The organism is Mesorhizobium sp. M0618 (assembly GCF_040320765.1).
GTDB lineage: Bacteria > Pseudomonadota > Alphaproteobacteria > Rhizobiales > Rhizobiaceae > Mesorhizobium.
The window spans coordinates 1-17,817 of the sequence record NZ_JAMYQH010000017.1 but is presented as its reverse complement, the minus strand read 5'-3'; the positions used below and the strand labels follow the sequence as shown (position 1 = coordinate 17,817).

Annotated in this window: 11 protein-coding genes; 7 read left to right on the top strand and 4 right to left on the bottom strand. The window is 63.1% G+C overall.

What is annotated here, in order from left to right:
- Positions 1 to 66: 66 nt before the first annotated feature.
- The 3 genes from NKJ04_RS18770 (at position 67) to NKJ04_RS18760 (ending at position 2,826) form a co-directional block, all read left to right on the top strand.
- Positions 67 to 1,278: an NAD(P)/FAD-dependent oxidoreductase gene (locus NKJ04_RS18770; protein ID WP_352677070.1), complete on the top strand. Its 1,212-nt coding sequence runs from the start codon at positions 67 to 69 to the stop codon at positions 1,276 to 1,278.
- 121 nt (positions 1,279 to 1,399) lie between these two features.
- Entirely contained in the window at positions 1,400 to 2,350 is a 951-nt protein-coding gene (locus tag NKJ04_RS18765; RefSeq protein WP_127259978.1) for an SPFH domain-containing protein, read from the top strand.
- Positions 2,351 to 2,361: 11 nt separating this feature from the next.
- Positions 2,362 to 2,826, top strand: a complete 465-nt coding sequence (locus tag NKJ04_RS18760) for an NfeD family protein (protein WP_023810067.1) — start codon at positions 2,362 to 2,364, stop codon at positions 2,824 to 2,826.
- Between the two features lie 52 nt (positions 2,827 to 2,878).
- On the opposite strand, the gene NKJ04_RS18755 is transcribed toward NKJ04_RS18760, so the two are convergent.
- On the bottom strand, positions 2,879 to 3,880 hold the full coding sequence (locus tag NKJ04_RS18755) for a KpsF/GutQ family sugar-phosphate isomerase (RefSeq protein WP_127414279.1): 1,002 nt from the start codon (positions 3,878 to 3,880) through the stop codon (positions 2,879 to 2,881).
- Between the two features lie 250 nt (positions 3,881 to 4,130).
- Between NKJ04_RS18755 and NKJ04_RS18750 the strand changes: the two genes are divergently transcribed.
- Entirely contained in the window at positions 4,131 to 5,921 is a 1,791-nt protein-coding gene (locus NKJ04_RS18750) for an outer membrane beta-barrel protein (protein WP_352677069.1), read from the top strand.
- 40 nt (positions 5,922 to 5,961) lie between these two features.
- Here NKJ04_RS18750 and galU read toward each other — a convergent pair whose 3' ends face one another.
- Positions 5,962 to 6,867, bottom strand: a complete 906-nt coding sequence (gene galU / locus NKJ04_RS18745) for a UTP--glucose-1-phosphate uridylyltransferase GalU (RefSeq protein WP_352677068.1) — start codon at positions 6,865 to 6,867, stop codon at positions 5,962 to 5,964.
- A gap of 209 nt (positions 6,868 to 7,076) precedes the next feature.
- On the opposite strand from galU, the gene NKJ04_RS18740 reads away from it, so the two are divergent.
- Positions 7,077 to 8,297, top strand: coding sequence for a lytic murein transglycosylase (locus NKJ04_RS18740; protein ID WP_352677067.1), 1,221 nt, complete (start codon positions 7,077 to 7,079; stop codon positions 8,295 to 8,297).
- Positions 8,298 to 8,425: 128 nt separating this feature from the next.
- A complete protein-coding gene (locus NKJ04_RS18735; RefSeq protein WP_352677066.1) occupies positions 8,426 to 9,640 on the top strand; it encodes an SGNH/GDSL hydrolase family protein in 1,215 nt (404 codons plus the stop codon).
- A 158-nt stretch (positions 9,641 to 9,798) separates the two neighbouring features.
- Here the strand turns inward: NKJ04_RS18735 and NKJ04_RS18730 are convergent, their stop codons facing one another.
- Both NKJ04_RS18730 and gltB read right to left on the bottom strand, forming a co-directional pair.
- Positions 9,799 to 11,253 carry a glutamate synthase subunit beta gene (locus tag NKJ04_RS18730; protein WP_352632041.1) on the bottom strand — a complete coding sequence of 485 codons (1,455 nt, stop codon included), beginning with the start codon at positions 11,251 to 11,253 and terminating at the stop codon, positions 9,799 to 9,801.
- A gap of 140 nt (positions 11,254 to 11,393) precedes the next feature.
- Entirely contained in the window at positions 11,394 to 16,130 is a 4,737-nt protein-coding gene (gltB, locus tag NKJ04_RS18725) for a glutamate synthase large subunit (RefSeq protein WP_352677065.1), read from the bottom strand.
- 510 nt (positions 16,131 to 16,640) lie between these two features.
- Between gltB and NKJ04_RS18720 the strand changes: the two genes are divergently transcribed.
- Positions 16,641 to 17,690, top strand: coding sequence for a threonine aldolase family protein (locus NKJ04_RS18720; protein WP_352677064.1), 1,050 nt, complete (start codon positions 16,641 to 16,643; stop codon positions 17,688 to 17,690).
- Positions 17,691 to 17,817 lie beyond the last annotated feature (127 nt).

Genomic DNA, 17,817 nt, shown 5'->3' with positions numbered 1-17,817 from the left:
CTCGCCGCTCTAACTCCGGAACAACACAAGCTCCGGGCCGTTAAGGCGCGCCTTCCGGAGAATGCGATGCCCCGCAAACTCGACCTCAGAACTGGCCAGCCCGTCTGGTCGGCCTATCGCGCGCCTGCGGTGCCGACGGACGGCCTGATCCGGGACGTCAAGACGGATGTGCTGATCGTCGGCATGGGCATCAGCGGCGCCATGATGGCCGAGGCGCTGACGGCCGATGGCCATCGGGTGATCTGCATCGACCGGCGCGGCCCGCTGAAGGGCTCGACGGCCGCAACCACCGCACTGGTGGCATTCGAAATAGACCAGCCTCTCTCCACGCTCGCGAAGATGGTTGGCAGAGCCTCGGCCCAGCAGGCCTGGCGACGCTCGCGGCTCGCCGTTTCCAATCTCGCCGGACGGATTGCCGAACTCGGCATCAACTGTGGCCTGAGGCGCATGCCATCACTCTATCTGGCCGGCACGATGCTTGGTCCGTCGGAACTGCGCGACGAGGCCGAGGCACGTCGGCTAGCCGGCATCGGCGCCATCTGCTTAACCCGACAACAGCTAGCCGAGAAATTCGGCATCGACCGCGAAGGCGCCATTCTCGGCCACGGCAACATCGCGCTCGACCCGCGCAAGCTGACGGCTGGGCTGCTGCTGAAATCCCTGGAGCGCAAGGCACGCTTCTATGCCCCCGTCGAAGCCACAATGATCGAGGACAGCGCCGAAGCTGTTGTCGTCGCGACCAGGGATGGCCCGACCATAACCGCACGACATGTTGTTCTGGCCACCGGCTACGAACTTGTAGACATCGTGCCGGCCGCGGCCCACCGGATCATCTCGACATGGGCGATTGCGACACGCCCGCAACCGCGAAAGCTCTGGCCGGACGCAGCGTTCATCTGGGAAGCGTCGGAGCCGTATCTGTATATGCGCACGACGGTCGACGGCCGGGTCATATGCGGCGGCGAGGACGAGGATTTTATCGACGAAGCGCGGCGCGACGAGCTGATCGCCGACAAGAGCACACGCATCGCCGAGAAGCTCGGCCTGATATTTCCGCATCTCGACACCAGACCCGATTTTGCCTGGACCGGCTCGTTCGGCACCACGACCACCGGCCTGCCTTATATCGGCGCCATTCCCCGCCACCCGCGCATCCATGCGGTGCTGGGCTACGGCGGCAACGGCATCACCTTCTCGCAGATCGCTTCCGAGATCATCCCGGCTTCGATCAACGGGCTGGATGACATGGATGCAAGATCGTTTGCCTTCAACCGCTGAGTGCAACCCTATAAACAATCCATCATCACCTGATTGTAACGCATCTGAAATACACCTAAGTCTTTGGTGAAGTCGGCAGCGCGAGAATGGCTTGTGCGGCCTTCGTCTGAGGGAGAGCCAAATGGATTTCAGTGGTTTCGATATTGCGGTTGGTGCACTTGCCCTTCTGGTATTGGTGCTGCTGATCAAAGGCATCAGGACAATCCCGCAAGGCTACAACTATACGGTGGAGCGCTTTGGCCGTTACACCAAGACACTGAGCCCGGGTCTCAATTTCATTTACCCGTTCATCGACCGCATCGGCGCCAAGATGAACATGATGGAGCAGGTGCTCGACGTTCCGAGTCAGGAAATCATCACCCGGGACAACGCCATTGTCGGTGTCGACGGCATCGCCTTTTTCCAGATCCTCAATGCGGCGCAGGCCGCCTATCAGGTTTCCGGACTGCAGAACGCCATCCTCAATTTGACGATGACCAACATCCGTACCGTCATGGGTTCGATGGACCTCGATGAACTCCTGTCGAACCGCGACGCCATCAACGAGCGCCTGCTGCGCGTCGTCGATGAAGCGGCCCATCCGTGGGGCATCAAGATCACCCGCGTCGAAATCAAGGACATCAACCCGCCGGCCAACCTTATCGAATCGATGGGCCGGCAAATGACGGCGGAACGCAACAAGCGCGCGCAGATCCTTGCCGCCGAAGGTCTCAAGCAGTCGCAGATCCTCGAGGCCGAGGGCCGCAAGGAAGCCGCCTTCCGCGATGCCGAGGCGCGCGAACGTTCGGCCGAGGCGGAAGCCCGCGCCACCCAGGTCGTGTCGGAAGCGATCTCCAAAGGCGATGTGCAGGCGCTGAACTATTTCGTAGCGCTGAAATACACTGAAGCGCTTGGCAGGATCGGCACGGCGACCAACAGCAAGATCGTGCTGATGCCCTTCGAGGCGTCGTCGCTGATCGGCTCGCTCGGCGGCATCGGCGAGATCGCCAAGGAAGTCTTCCGCAGCGAAGGCACGACCGGCTCGCAAAGGCAGGCCGCGCGCCCGCCGGTCGTTCGCCCAACCGACAACTGAGGTCGAAACCAATGATCGACCGCATCGTTTCCGAACTCGGCCCGTGGAACTGGATGGTACTCGGTTTCGTCCTGCTGGTGATGGAAATCATCGCACCGGGTATCTTCATGCTGTGGATCGGCATCGCCGCGCTGATCATCGGCGCCGTGTCGCTGCTGATCTGGGACGCCGGCTTCTGGACCTGGCAGGTTCAGGTCCTCGCCTTCCTGGCGCTGTCGCTGGTCTCGGCCTATGTCGGCAAAAAGCTGGTCGGCAGCCGCAACGACCCGACCGACCAGCCGCTGCTCAACCGGCGCGGCGCGCAAATGGTCGGCAGGATGGCGACACTTGCCGAGCCGATCCGGGACGGACGCGGCCGCATCAAGCTGGGCGATACGCTGTGGCGTGTCTCCGGGCCGGATTTGCCGGCCGGCACGCAAGTGCGCGTAACGGGTGCGGCCGATACGGATCTGGAACTGACCGTCGAGGCGGTCTGAACGAGCGCGCAGATTCAGGTCAGGCCGGCATCACCTGAATATCAGCACACCCTTAGGCGGCGCCGATGCGCAGCAGGTCGTGCAGGTGGATGAGGCCGACTGGTTTCCGGCCCTCCACCACCATCAGGCTGGTGATGGCTGAATTGTTGATCGTTTGCAGCGCCGTTGCCACCAGCGTGTCCGGCGTCGCGGTCTTCGGGCCTTTTGTCATCACCTGATCCACCGTCATCGCCAGCAGATTGCTGCCGATGTGACGGCGGATGTCGCCATCGGTGATGATGCCGACCAGCGCACCGTCGGCGTCGGTGATCGCGACGCAGCCAAACCCCTTGCGCGACAGTTCCAGGATCGCGTCCTGCATGCCGGTGCCCGCGACCACCAGCGGCAGCCTGTCGCCGACATGCATGATCTCGCGGATCTGCGTCAGGTTGGCGCCGAGCTGGCCGCCCGGGTGAAAGGTGCGGAAATGATCCGGCGTGAAGCCGCGTGCTTCGAGCAGCGCGATCGCCAGCGCGTCGCCCATCACCAGTTGCAGCAGCGTCGATGTCGTTGGCGCCAGGCCGTGCGGGCAGGCTTCCGGAGCGCGCGGCAAAAGCAGCACCACGTCCGCCGCCCGCGCCAGCGCCGATGTCTCTCCGGCGGTGATGGCGATCAGCGGAATGGAAAAGCGCCTGGAATAGGCGACGATGCCCATCAGTTCCTTGCTCTCGCCCGACCACGACATGGCGATGATGGCGTCGTCCCTGGCGATCATGCCGAGATCGCCGTGGTTGGCTTCTGCGGGATGGACAAAGAAAGCCGGCGTGCCGGTCGAGGCCAGCGTCGCGGCGATCTTCGAACCGATATGGCCGCTTTTGCCGACACCGGTGACGATGAGCCGGCCTTCAATCCCAGAGATCATCTCGACCGCCTGCGCGAAAGGCGCGGCCAATCCGTTCTCCAAGGCCTCGGCAAGGGCTGCAACCCCAGCCTGTTCTGTTGCCACCGTCCTCAGCGCCGAAGCGATCGAGGCTTGCCTGTCCGAAGGCTTCTTATCCAGGGATCCCGCATGCATGGCTGATGCGATTAGCGCTTTGCCGGCGCGCTGTCCAACAGAAATGGCCCAAGGCGTGTTGCCCGAACGTGTGCGGTGGTTTTTGACGACGGCAGGGGCGAAAACCAAAAGCTTGACGCACGCGGTATGAATGCCTTTGGAAATCAGCGCTTCAGGCGGCTGACGGGCCGCCGCCTCAACCCTCCGTTAACCATCCCCATTTACGGTTCGGTAAGTATGGCGCGCGTGCGCCGCGCAAGCAGTGGTGGCGATGTCCGGGGCCCAGCCAGAAAATTCGACAGGACGAAAGGGCAAGGCGGTCTGCGCCTTGCTGCTGGCAACCAGCATGTTTGCCTTGCTGCGCCCGACTGCGCTCCATGCCCAGGAAACCGAACTGCGCGGAGAGGTTTCGGAATCGGCGATCCTGTCCGACCAGCAGCGCAAGGCGAGACAGCTGGCCCTGGCAGCGCAGGGTCAACAGCCGGCCAATGCAGCGCAGGACAATGCGCCGGCCCGCACCTATCTGCCGGCCAGCGCCGGTGCCGTGCCTGACGACGCCGACACTGGCGACGCCACCGCGACCGGCAGCCTCTTCGACCCGCCGGCAGCCACTGACGACACGTCCGCCGACACTGCGGCGCCGCCCAAGCCTCGCCGCCGCTCATCGACCGCCAGGCAGAATGCGGCTGACCAGGCCAAGGACAAGGCTGCCGACAAATCGAAAAAGAAGAAGAAATCGACGGCCGGCGCCTCCGACATCACCGCTTCCACGACGGCCTCCACGACGGACGCTGCCGATGGTGCAGAGACCGATGCGGACACGGCCAACCGCCGCGCCCTCACCATCGACAGTGCCGACAGGCAGAAGCTTGACCCAGGAGCGGAGCGCACGGACGCCATCGAAGGCCAGAAGAAGAAACCGGAGGATGATCCATTCGCCGCCACCGGCGTCAAATGGGGTTCCTTCGTCATCCGGCCGACGATCGAACAGGGCCTGACCGCCACATCGAACGGCGATTCGAGCAGTGCCGGCACGTCGGCGCTGCTGTCCGAGACGGCGCTGCGCTTTTCCGCCGCCTCCGACTGGCGCGAGAACTCAGCCACGATCGACGGCTATGGCCTGTTTCGCGAGACCGTCTCGGGTTACCCGGTTCACGACGAGCAAGGGCGCATCGAAGGCCAGCTCAATGTCGACCTCGACAATGAGTTGCGCGCCATCGCCAAGCTCGGCTACGAGGCCGTGCCGGAATCGGCATCATCGCCGGACGCCATCGCGGGCGTCAGCAAGCAGCCGCTGCGGCAGACCATCGATGGCAGCCTCGCCGTCGAAAAGCATCTCGGCAAGATGCAGTACACGTTGACCGGCGCGGTCTCGCACGACTTCTACGGCGACGCCAAGCTCTCGGACGGCACCTCGCTGTCGCAGAAGGATCAGGACTCCACACTCTACACGGCGACGTTGCGCACCGGCTACGAGATCTCCCCTGCCCTGACCCCTTTCACCGAAATCGAGGTCGGCCGCCGGACTTATGATCAACGCATCGACAATGAAGGCTTCGAGCGCTCGTCGACGCGGCTCGGCGCCCGCGCTGGCCTTGCACTCGATATGGGTGAGAAGCTGTCGGGTGAATTCTCGGCCGGCTGGCTCAGGGAAGCGATCGACGACAAAAACCTTGATGCGATCTCTGGTGCCACCGTCAACGCCGACCTCAAATGGTCACCCGAGCGCGGCACAACGATCGGCCTGACCGGGCGGACCACCGTCGAGCCCACGACCACATCGGGCGAAAGCGGCGACATCCTCTATTCCGGTCGCCTGACCGGCGAGCGCCAGATTCGCGCCAACCTCACCGCCAATGCGGCTCTGGGCCTCGACTGGCGTGATTACATCGGCATCGACGGCCATGACAGGGTGTTGAGCGCCGAGGCCGGACTGACCTGGTGGCTGAACCGCTACGCCGGCCTGACCACAAGAGTGAGGACCGAGAAGCTGACCAGCAATCTGCCGGGCCGGGACTACACCGCCAACAGCATCTTCCTTGGCGTCAAGGTGCAGCGCTGAACGGCCGCACCAACGACATCCGGCCGCTCGCTAGAATACCTTAAAACGCAGCGCCGCGGCGCTCAGACGGCTTCAGCTCGTCGAGAAGCGTGCGGATGACGCCAGCCATGTTCTCATTCATGTCGCTGCGCCACAGCGCGAAGGCGACGTTGGCCTCGACGAAGCCTTCCGGCGATCCGCAGTCGAATGTGCGGCCTCGATAGTGGTAGCCGTAGAAAGGCTGCTGCTTTTCCAGCTTCAGCATGGCGTCGGTGAGCTGGATCTCGTTACCGGCGCCTTTTTCCTGGCCTTCGAGGATCTTGAAGATCTCCGGCTGCAGGATGTAGCGGCCGTTGATGTAAAGGTTGGACGGCGCGGTGCCGGCCTTCGGCTTTTCCACCATCTCGGTGATTCGGAAACCGTGATGCGTGTCCTCGCCGCGGCCGACGATGCCGTATTTGTGGGTTTCGGCGGGAGCGCATTCCTGCACCGCGATGATGTTGTTGCCGGTCTCCTCGTAGAGCTCGACCATTGCCTTCGTGCAGCTCTTCTCCGACTGCATGATCATGTCGGGCAGCAAAAGCGCGAAGGGCTCGTCGCCGACGAGCTCGCGGGCGCACCAGACGGCGTGCCCAAGTCCCATCGGTACCTGCTGGCGTGTGAAACTGGTCTGCCCCGGCGCCGGCTGCAGCCGTTGCAGGCGGGCGAGCTGGTCGTCTTTGCCGCGCTGGGCCAGCGTGTCATAGAGTTCGAACTGGATGTCGAAATGGTCCTCGATGACGGCCTTGTTGCGGCCGGTGATGAAGATGAAATGCTCGATGCCGGCCTCGCGCGCCTCATCCACCACATACTGGATCACCGGCCGGTCGACGACGGTCAGCATTTCCTTGGGGACAGCCTTGGTGGCCGGGAGAAACCGTGTGCCGAGACCAGCGACCGGGAAGACTGCCTTGCGAACTCTCTTCATGCTTTCAATTATCCGTTTGAGGGCCAGCTCCGCAATCCCCGTTCCAAGACATTTTCACGCCGGAATTGGGGACTACTGGGCAACTGAGAGGAATGTCCACCGGTAAAGCTTCGAAGCGTCTTTTCGTTCCCGGTGGCGCCTATGGTAAACTAATTCCTAACCTGGTTCGGCGATGAATGGTCTTTCCTGAGACAGAGAAGGAGGAAAAGATGTCCGTTCGCAATGCCGCAAAACGTTTTACCAGCGTCATAGCGGCAGCCAGCCTATCGCTCGCTCTGCTGATGCCTGGCCCCGCTTTCGCCGATGCCGGTTTCCGGCAGTGGGTCGCCGGCTTCCGCGCCACCGCCGTGCAGAGCGGCGTTTCCGGCGCCCTCTACGACCAGGCCTTCAGGAACATCAGGGATATCGATCCGGTGGTGCTGGAAAAGGCGCGTACGCAGCCTGAATTCACGGCTCCTGCCTGGGACTATTTCGACAACCGCGTCCATGACCAGTCGGTCGCCGTCGGCCAGCAGATGGCCAGGAAATGGAAGCCGTGGCTGGATCGGATCGAGGCCAGGTTCGGCGTCAACCGTTACATCCTCCTGGCCATCTGGTCGATGGAATCGAACTATGGCGAGATCCTCAAGCGCGACGACATCATGCGCAATGTCGTGCGCTCGCTGGCAACCTTGGCCTATGCCGATCCGAAGCGGGCGAAATTCGCCCGCACCCAGCTGGTCGCCGCACTGAAGATCCTGCAGACCGGCGACATCGACGAAAGCCATCTGAGCGGATCCTGGGCCGGCGCCATGGGCCACACCCAGTTCATTCCGACCAGCTATCTGCACTATGCCGTCGACATAGACGGCAATGGCAAGCGCGACATCTGGAATTCGATCCCCGATGCGCTGGCGACATCAGCCAATTTGTTGAAGAAGAATGGCTGGCAGGCCGGCAAGACCTGGGGCTATGAGGTCGCCTTGCCGGCCGGCAAACTTCCCGCCGGGTCCAAGACGCTGTCGCAATGGCAGGCGCTGGGCGTCGTCAGGGCCAACGGCAAGCCGTTCAAGAACGGCTCAGACAAGGCGACGTTGAAGGTGCCGGACGGCCGCAACGGGCCGGCCTTTCTGATGATCAAGAATTTCACGGTCATCAAAGCCTACAACAATGCCGACAAATATGCGCTTGCCGTCGGCCTTCTTGCCGACGAAATCGCCGGCTCCAGCGGTCTCGTGCAGGACTGGAAGCGGCCTTTCACCAAGCTCACTTTCGAGGAAAGGCAGGAGCTGCAGCAGCGGCTTTCCCAACATGGCCTTTATGACGGCAAGTTCGACGGCAAGATAGGCGACGGCTCGAAATCAGCCATCTTGGCTTTCCAGGCCAAGGCCGGCTTGACCCAGGACGGTTACCCGAGCATGGAAGTGCTGAAGTGGCTCCGGCAGAAATAGAGCCGCCTGCGGTGCCGCGCGGCCTTTCGGCCGCGCAAAGGACGCTGTAGCAATCTGGTTGGCGCAAAGTCCGTTTGAAAAGTACGACTTTTCAAAAAAAGGGCTGCGCCAAGGGATGGAGGAAACGATTGGCTTCGGCTGCGCGCATCGCAGGGCTTGTTCGTCGCATGCCGGTGCTCATCCTGGCCGCGATCGTGCTCACCGTCGGTGTGGCTGGCGCCTTTCATGCGCCCGCCATGGCGCAGGAGCAGCAAAACCGCAGCTGGTCGCTGCGCGACCTTCTGTTCCCACGCCGCAGTGAGCGGATCGAGCCGCCGCAGGACATCCAGAAGCCGAGGCCCAGGCCAAAGGCGAAAAAACCCCGTGCCCCGCGCCCGCCCGCGGAACCGGAAATCCCGGTGGTCGACAAGGCACCGGACGCTCGCACCGTACTGGTGGTCGGCGACTTCATGGCGGCCGGCCTCGCCGAAGGCCTCGACACCGCCTTTGCCGAGAATACCGGCGTCAGGATCGTCGTTCGCAGCAATGGCTCGTCCGGCTTCGTACGCGACGACTTCTACAACTGGCCCGAACAGATCAAATCGCTGATCGAGACCGAAAAACCCGCCGCCGTGATCGTCATGCTGGGTTCCAACGACCGCCAGCAGATGAAGGTGGGTGACGTGCGCGAACAGCCCCGCTCTGAAACCTGGACCAAGGAATATGAGCGCCGGACCGAGGCGTTCGGCAAAGCTATCGCGGAGGCAAAGGTACCTTTCCTATGGGTCGGCATGCCGGCGTTCCGGGTGCCGAAGATGACCTCCGACATGCTGGCCTTCAACGACATCTACCATCAGGCCGCTGAAAGCCATGGCGGTGAATTCGTCGACGTCTGGGACGGCTTCGTCGATGAGAACGGTGCTTTCGTCACCAGCGGCCCCGACATCAACGGCCAGCCGGTGCGGCTGCGCGCCGATGACGGCATCAACGTCTCGAGGGCGGGCAAGCGCAAGCTCGCCTTCTATACCGAAAAACCGCTGCTGAAGATCCTCGGCCTGACCGCGCCGGGAAGCGTGGTTACGCCGTCCGCTCCGGCGGGCGCCCCTGTCGAGGCGCCGGCGCCGGCCGCGGCACCCATCGTCATCGACCGCACCGCGCCGATGCTGCTCAGCGATCCGGCACTCGACGGCGGCTCCGAGCTACTTGGCGCGGCCCCGCCGGCGAAAGCAAATCCGGACCTGCCCGGTGAAAAGCTTGTGGTCGAGGGCAAGGCACCTATTGCATCGCCCGGCCGCGCCGACGATTTCTCATGGCCGCCGAAAGCCGCGGCCGCAACCGACACCACGACCGCGATCAATCGTTAGTATCGCAGAGCTACTCCAAGGCCGTTTCGAAACTCGCTCCTGCGAGTCATATGATGGTGTTTGCGAGAACCGGAGCGGAGCGTACATTTGAGTACGCGAGCACCGGAAGCGCAGAAAACGCCTTCAGATGGCCGCAGGAGTAGAGTTTCCAAACGGGCTCAGCGCGGGAGGACGCTCGACCCCACCAACGCCTCGTCGATCGAGCGTGCCGCCTGGCGGCCCTCGCGGATTGCCCAGACGACCAGCGACTGGCCACGACGCACGTCGCCGGCCGCATAGAGCCTGTCCACGCTGGTCCTGTAGTCGCGGTCATTGGCCTCGACATTCCTGGAACGGCGGCTGTCGGTGGCGATCTTCATCTGCCCGTCCAATTCCCTCGCCACACCGGCCGCGGCCGGCCCGGCAAAGCCGATGGCGATGAAAGCGAGATCGGCACGAATGACGAATTCGGTACCGGCGATCGGCTTGCGCTTGTCATCGACCTCGCAGCACTTGACGCCGGTCAGCTGGCCTTCCTCGCCGATGAATTCGAGCGTCGCCACCTGGAATTCGCGCTCCGCGCCTTCGGCCTGCGAGGACGAGGTGCGCATCTTGGTCGCCCAGTAGGGCCAGACCGAAAGTTTGTCTTCCTTCTCCGGCGGCTGCGGGCGGATGTCGAGCTGGGTGACACGCACGGCGCCCTGGCGGAAGGCCGTGCCGACACAGTCGGACGCTGTATCGCCGCCGCCGACGACGACCACATGCTGGCCGCCGGCGATGATCGGATGCGACGGCCACGCCACCGACTGAATCGGTTCGCCGCCGACTCGCCTGTTCTGCTGCACCAGATAGGGCATCGCGTCATGCACGCCGCCGAGATCGTCGCCGGGAATGCCGGCCGCGCGCGGCGTTTCCGAGCCGCCGCAATAGAGCACGGCATCATGTTCGGCGAGCAGCTCGGCAACCGACTTGTCGACGCCGACATTGACGCCGCAATGGAATGTCACGCCCTCACCCTGCATCTGCTCGATGCGCCGGTCGATGTAGTGCTTCTCGATCTTGAAGTCGGGAATGCCGTAGCGCATCAGCCCGCCGGGCCGGCTCTCGCGCTCATACACGTGGACGTCATGGCCGGCGCGGCCAAGCTGCTGCGCAGCCGCCATACCGGCCGGACCGGAACCGATGACGGCGACGCGCTTGCCGGTCTTCTTCTCCGGCGGATAAGGCCTGATATGGCCGGTTTCATAGGCCTTGTCGGCGATCGCCTGCTCGACCGTCTTGATGGCGACGGGAATGTCCTCGAGGTTCAGCGTGCAGGCTTCCTCGCAGGGCGCGGGGCAGATGCGGCCGGTGAACTCCGGGAAATTGTTGGTCGAATGCAGGTTGCGGATCGCGTTGTCCCAATCGCCATTGTAGACGAGATCGTTCCAGTCCGGAATCTGGTTGTGGATCGGGCAGCCGGTCGGCCCGTGGCAGAACGGAATGCCACAATCCATGCAGCGCGCGGCCTGTTTCTCGACCTCCTTGTCCGACATCGGCAGCGTGAATTCGCGGAAATGCCGGATGCGATCGGAGGCCGGCTGGTACTTGTGCACCTGCCGGTCGATTTCGAGAAAGCCTGTTACCTTGCCCATAGTCCAGTTCCTGCTGTCCAGATGGTACGGTTTTCGCCGCACCCGTTAACCCCTTGAGGCAGCCATGGCAACCTTGCGCCGGAGGTCAAACTGTCGATGAAGATGGGCCGGGAAGCCTGGGCTCCCCGGCAATTGCAAGCCTATTCCGCCGCGACGCCCATGCGCATGCGTTCCATCTCGATCAGGGCACGGCGATATTCGACCGGCATGATCTTGCGGAACTTCGGCCGGAAAGTCGTCCAGTCGTCGAGGATCTCGCGGCCACGCACCGACCCGGTGTAATGCACATGGTTGGAAATCAGCTGGTAAAGCCGCTCCTCGTCATGGCTGGTCATGTCGCCGGACACGTCGACGCGGCCCTTGTGGTCGAGGTCGCCGCCATGGTGCAGCAGCCTCTCCATCAAATCGTCTTCTTCGGGAACCGGCTCCAGCTCGACCATCGCCATGTTGCAGCGCTCGGCGAAGTCGCCTGCCTCATCGAGCACATAGGCGACGCCGCCCGACATGCCGGCGGCGAAGTTGCGGCCGGTCTTGCCTATGACGACGACGATGCCGCCGGTCATGTACTCGCAGCCATGGTCGCCAACGCCTTCGACGACGGCGGCGACGCCCGAATTGCGCACGGCGAAACGCTCGCCTGCGACGCCGGCGAAGTAGGCCTCGCCCTCGGTTGCGCCATAGAGCACCGTATTGCCGACGATGATGGACTCAGCCGCGACGATCTTGGCCCCTTCCGGCGGCCGGATGACGATGCGGCCGCCCGACAGGCCCTTGCCGACATAGTCGTTGCCGGCGCCGACAAGCTCGAACGAGATGCCGCGCGCCAGGAAGGCGCCGAAGGACTGGCCGGCAGTGCCGGTCAGCTTCACCTGGATCGTGTCCTCGCGCAGGCCCTTGTGCTTGAAGCGCTTGGCCACTTCACCCGACAGCATGGCGCCCGTCGAGCGGTCGACATTGCGGATGTCGACCTCGATCTTGACCGGCAGCTTGCTCTCAAGCGCCGGCTTGGCCAACTCGATCAGCTTGCGGTCGAGCACGTCGTCGATCGGGTGCTTCTGCCGCTCGGTCCAGTGCACCGCCTCATGCGGCGCATCCGGCTTGAAGAACATCTTCGAGAAATCGAGCCCGCGTGCCTTCCAGTGCACGATCAGGTCGCGCTTCTCCAGAAGATCGGTGTCGCCGATGATCTGGTCGAGATGGGTGTAGCCCATCTCGGCGAGCAGCTCCCTCACCTCTTCCGCGACATAGAAGAAGAAGTTGATGACATGCTCGGGCGTGCCCTTGAAGCGCTTGCGCAGCACCGGATCCTGCGTCGCGACGCCGACCGGGCAGGTGTTGAGATGGCACTTGCGCATCATGATGCAGCCGGCCGCGATCAACGGCGCGGTCGAGAAGCCGAATTCATCGGCGCCGAGCAGCGCGCCGATGATCACGTCGCGCCCGGTGCGCAAGCCGCCGTCGACCTGCAGCGCGACGCGCGACCGCAAGCCGTTCAGCACCAGCGTCTGGTGCGTCTCGGCAAGGCCCATTTCCCAAGGGCTGCCGGCATGCTTGAGCGAGGTCAGCGGCGAGGCGCCCGTGCCGCCATCATAGCCCGAAATGGTGATGTGGTCGGCGCGTGCCTTGGCAACGCCCGCCGCAACCGTGCCGACGCCGACTTCCGACACCAGCTTGACCGACACGTCGGCCGCCGGATTGACGTTCTTCAGATCGTAGATCAGCTGTGCCAGATCCTCGATCGAATAAATGTCGTGATGCGGCGGCGGCGAGATCAGGCCGACGCCCGGCGTCGAATGCCGGACCTTGGCGATGGTCGCGTCGACCTTGTGGCCGGGCAACTGGCCGCCCTCGCCGGGCTTGGCGCCCTGCGCCACCTTGATCTGCATCATGTCGGAATTGACGAGGTATTCGGCCGTGACGCCGAAACGCCCCGAGGCGATCTGCTTGATCGCCGAGCGTTCGGGGTTCTTGCCGCCGCCGGGCAGCGGCAGATAGCGGTCGGCCTCTTCGCCGCCCTCGCCGGTGTTCGACTTGCCGCCGATCTGGTTCATCGCGCGCGCCAGCGTCGTGTGCGCTTCGCGCGAGATCGAACCGAACGACATCGCCCCGGTCGAGAACCGCTTGACGATGTCGGCCGCTGACATGACGTCGTCGAGCGCCGCTTTCTTGCGGCCGGTTTCTCCGGCCAGCTTGATCTTGAACAGGCCGCGAATGGTCTGGGCGCGGGCCGTCTCGCTGTCGATCTGGGCGGAATAGTCCTTGAACGTTTCCCACGATCCCTGGCGCACGGCGTGCTGCAAGGTGGCGACAGCGTCGGGCGACCAGATATGGGCCTCGCCGCGCATGCGGTACATGTACTCGCCGCCGACCTCGAGGCTGTTGCGCAGCACGGGGTCGTTGCCGAAACCGTCATTGTGGCGGCTTAGCGTCTCGGCCGCGATCTCGTCCAGCCCGACGCCTTCGATCAGCGTCGCGGTGCCGGTGAAATATTGCTGCACGAAATCGGTCTTCAGGCCGATGGCGTCGAAAATCTGCGCGCCGCAATAGGACTGGTAGGTCGAGATGCCCATCTTGGACATCACCTTGAGGATGCCCTTGCCGATCGACTTGATGTAGCGCGTGACGACTTCGTAGGCGTCCACCTCCTTCGGCAGTTCCCCGCGCTTGTGCATGTCGAGCAGCGTGTCGAAGGCAAGGTAAGGGTTGATCGCCTCGGCGCCATAGCCGGCAAGGCAGCAGAAATGATGCACTTCGCGCGGCTCGCCGGATTCGACGACGAGCCCGACCGAGGTGCGCAGCCCCTTGCGGATGAGGTGATGATGGACCGCAGCCGTAGCCAGCAGCGCCGGTATGGCGATGCGGTCCGGCCCGACCTGGCGGTCGGACAGGATGATGATGTTGTAGCCGCCGGCGACCGCCGCCTCCGCCCGCTCGCACAACCGGTCGATGGCGCCCTGCATGCCCGCGGCCCCTTCGGCCGAGCCATAGGTGATGTCGATCGTCTTGGTGTCGAAGCGGTCCTCGGTGTGGCCGATGGAACGGATTTTTTCGAGATCGCCATTGGTCAGGATCGGCTGGCGCACCTCAAGCCGCTTGCGGCGCGAATTGCCGACCAGGTCGAAGATGTTGGGCCGTGGCCCGATGAAGGACACCAGGCTCATCACCAGCTCCTCGCGGATCGGGTCGATCGGCGGATTGGTGACCTGGGCGAAATTCTGCTTGAAATAGGTGTAGAGCAGCTTCGACTTGTCCGACATCGCCGAGATCGGCGTGTCGGTGCCCATCGAGCCCACCGCCTCCTGGCCTGTTGTCGCCATCGGCGACATCAAAAGCTTGGTGTCTTCCTGGCTGTAGCCGAACGCCTGCTGGCGATCGAGCAGGCTGACATCCTTGCGCAGCGCGCGCGGCTCGACCGGCTTCAAATCTTCGAGGATGAGCTGTGTGTTGGCGAGCCAGGTCTTGTAGGGATGCTTGGTCGCGATCTCCGACTTGAGCTCCTCGTCGGAGACGATACGCCCCTTCTCCAGGTCGATCAGCAGCATCCGGCCTGGCTGCAGCCGCCACTTCTTGACGATCTTCTCCTCGGGCACCGGCAGCACGCCGGCTTCCGAGGCCATGATGACGCGGTCGTCGTCGGTGACGATGTAGCGTGCCGGGCGCAGGCCATTGCGGTCGAGCGTGGCGCCGATCTGGCGTCCATCGGTGAAAACCACCGCCGCCGGCCCGTCCCACGGCTCCATCAGTGCCGCATGGTATTCGTAGAAGGCCTTGCGATCGGCATCCATGAGCTTGTTGCCGGCCCAGGCTTCCGGGATCAGCATCATCATGGCATGGCTGAGCCTGTACCCGCCCTGGAATAGGAACTCGAGCGCATTGTCGAAGCAGGCGGTGTCGGACTGCCCGTCATAGGAAATCGGCCACAGCTTCGAGATGTTGTTGCCGAACAGTTCGGAATCGACCGAAGCCTGGCGCGCGGCCATCCAGTTGTTGTTGCCGCGCACGGTGTTGATCTCGCCATTGTGGGCGACCATGCGGTAGGGATGCGCCAGCTTCCATGACGGGAACGTGTTGGTCGAGAAGCGCTGGTGGACGAGGATCAGCGCGGTCTCGAAGCGCGGATCGATCAGGTCCTTGTAATAGGCGCCGACCTGGTAGGCCAGGAACATGCCCTTGTAGACGATGGTGCGCGCCGACAGCGACACGCAATAGGCGCCGATGTCCTTGTTGTCGTTCTCGGCGTAGATGCGGCCCGATATCACCTTGCGCAGCAGATAGAGCCTGGCCTCGTATTCCTCGTCATCGGTAATGTCTGGCGTGCGGCCGATGAATATCTGCCGATGGAACGGCTCGGATGCCACGATGTCAGGCGCCTTCGACAGCGACGAATTGTCGACAGGCACGTCACGGAAACCGATGAGCGGAAGCCCCTCGGATTGCGCCGATTCGGCAATGATGTCCTCGATATGGGCGCGAAGGGCCACGTCCTGCGGCATGAACCAGTGTCCAACGCCGTACTGGCCGGCCGGCGGCAGGTCGATGCCCTGGGCCGCCATCTCCTCACGGAAGAATTGGTCGGGAAGCTGCACCAGCACGCCGGCGCCATCGCCGACCAGCGGATCGGCGCCAACGGCGCCGCGATGCGTCAGGTTTTCGAGCACGGCCAGCCCGTCCTTGACGATCTGATGCGACTTCACGCCCTTCATATTGACGATGAAGCCGACGCCGCAGGCGTCATGCTCGTTGCGAGGATCGTAAAGACCCTGGGCGGAAAGGCCGTTGACGGTTCGGCCAATATCGGTCCGGGACATGGTTTTGACGGTTGCCGCTTTCGTCTGCGCGGCCTGGCCGTTCGTCGCAGAGTGCGTCATGTCCGTCATCTCCTGTCCTCCATTCCCAGCCATTCAGGCGCTGGTTTGCCTCGGCAAGCGCTTGGCTCACCCTGATCCTTGTGGCACGTCTTGCGAAATCCTTGCCGAACCAGGCGGCTTTCCGCATGGATCGCATCTGGTAATCGTACAGGCCAGAGTCTGGCTGTCCACCTGTCGCTCGCGGCAACAGCCGGAGAGGCCCAAATGATACGCCAATCCAGCTCGTTTTGTGCGACAAAATAAGACAGCACTACTGTCCTAAATTTTTATTGCAGAAATCTGGGACGCACACAAGACCGATTCACAAAAAACTTGGGCTTTCCGCGACAGAAAATGTCGTGAAGTTGAGGAAAAACGTAAGCTTCAGTCTTCGACCCGGGCTTTGTCGGTTGGCTGGCTTTACCATTTTTCCGGCGCCTGGCCCCTTGCGGTCCGCTCGCGAAACCGGTCAACTTCAGGCTGATTTCCCCAAAACCCCGATCTCCCCAACCCCCGACCTCCCAAGACATAGGCAGATGCATGTTCTTCGCTTCCGACAATTGGGCAGGCGCCCATCCCAATATTGCCGCCGGCCTGTCGGCCAATGCCGGCGGCTTTTCCACCGCCTATGGCGACGGTGCGCTCGACCGGGCAGTCTACCAGCGCTTCAGCGAGATTTTCGAACGCGAGGTCGCGGTGTTCTTCGTCGCCACCGGCACGGCCGCCAATTCGCTGGCGCTCACCGCTTACAACAAGCCGGGCGGCATTTCCTTTGCTCATCGCGAATCGCATGTCATCGAGGACGAATGCGGCGCGCCGGTGTATTTTTCCGGCGGCTCTCGCCTGCATGAGATCGATGGCGCGCTGGGCAAGATCGATCCGCACAATCTGGAAAGGATCATCGGCCGTTTCGCACCGGAAATCGTCCATTGGGGACGACCGATGGCCGTTTCGATCACCCAGTCGACCGAGGTCGGCACCATCTACGGCCTGGATGAGATCGAGACGATCTCCGCGATCGCCAAACAATATTCGGTGCCCCTGCACATGGATGGCGCCCGCTTTGCCAATGCGTTGGTCGCACTCGACACGACACCGGCCGAAATGACCTGGAGACGCGGCGTCGACATCCTCTCCTTCGGCGGCACCAAGAACGGCTGCTGGTGCGCCGAGGCGGTCGTGCTGTTCGATCTTGATCGTGCCAGGGAATTGGCCTTCCTGCGCAAGCGCGCCGCCCAGCTGTTTTCGAAATCGCGCTTCGTGGCGGCGCAGTTCGAGGCCTATTTCAAGGATGGACTGTGGCTGGACACCGCCCGCCACGCCAACGCTATGGCCGCACGCCTTGCCGCCGCGATCGAGGATTCGGCCACGGCCAAGCTGGCATGGCTGCCGCAGGCGAACGAGGTTTTCGCGGTGATCAAGAAAGCCGAGGCCGAGGGGCTGCAGGCCGCGGGGGCCGCCTTCTACGACTGGCACAAGCCGCATGGCTTTGACGGCCACATCGGCGAGGACGAGTTGCTCTACCGCTTCGTCACCAGCTTTGCGACGACAGCCGATGAAGTCGACCGTTTTGGCCAGCTGATCGCCTGATAACGGATATCCCGGACAACAAAAAAGCCGGGGCGGGGTCGGCCGGCGACCATATAGAGAGTCAGGTATTATATTATAAATCTGAAGTTGAATGTGCGATAGTTGAGTTTGAGGAGAGAAAGCAATT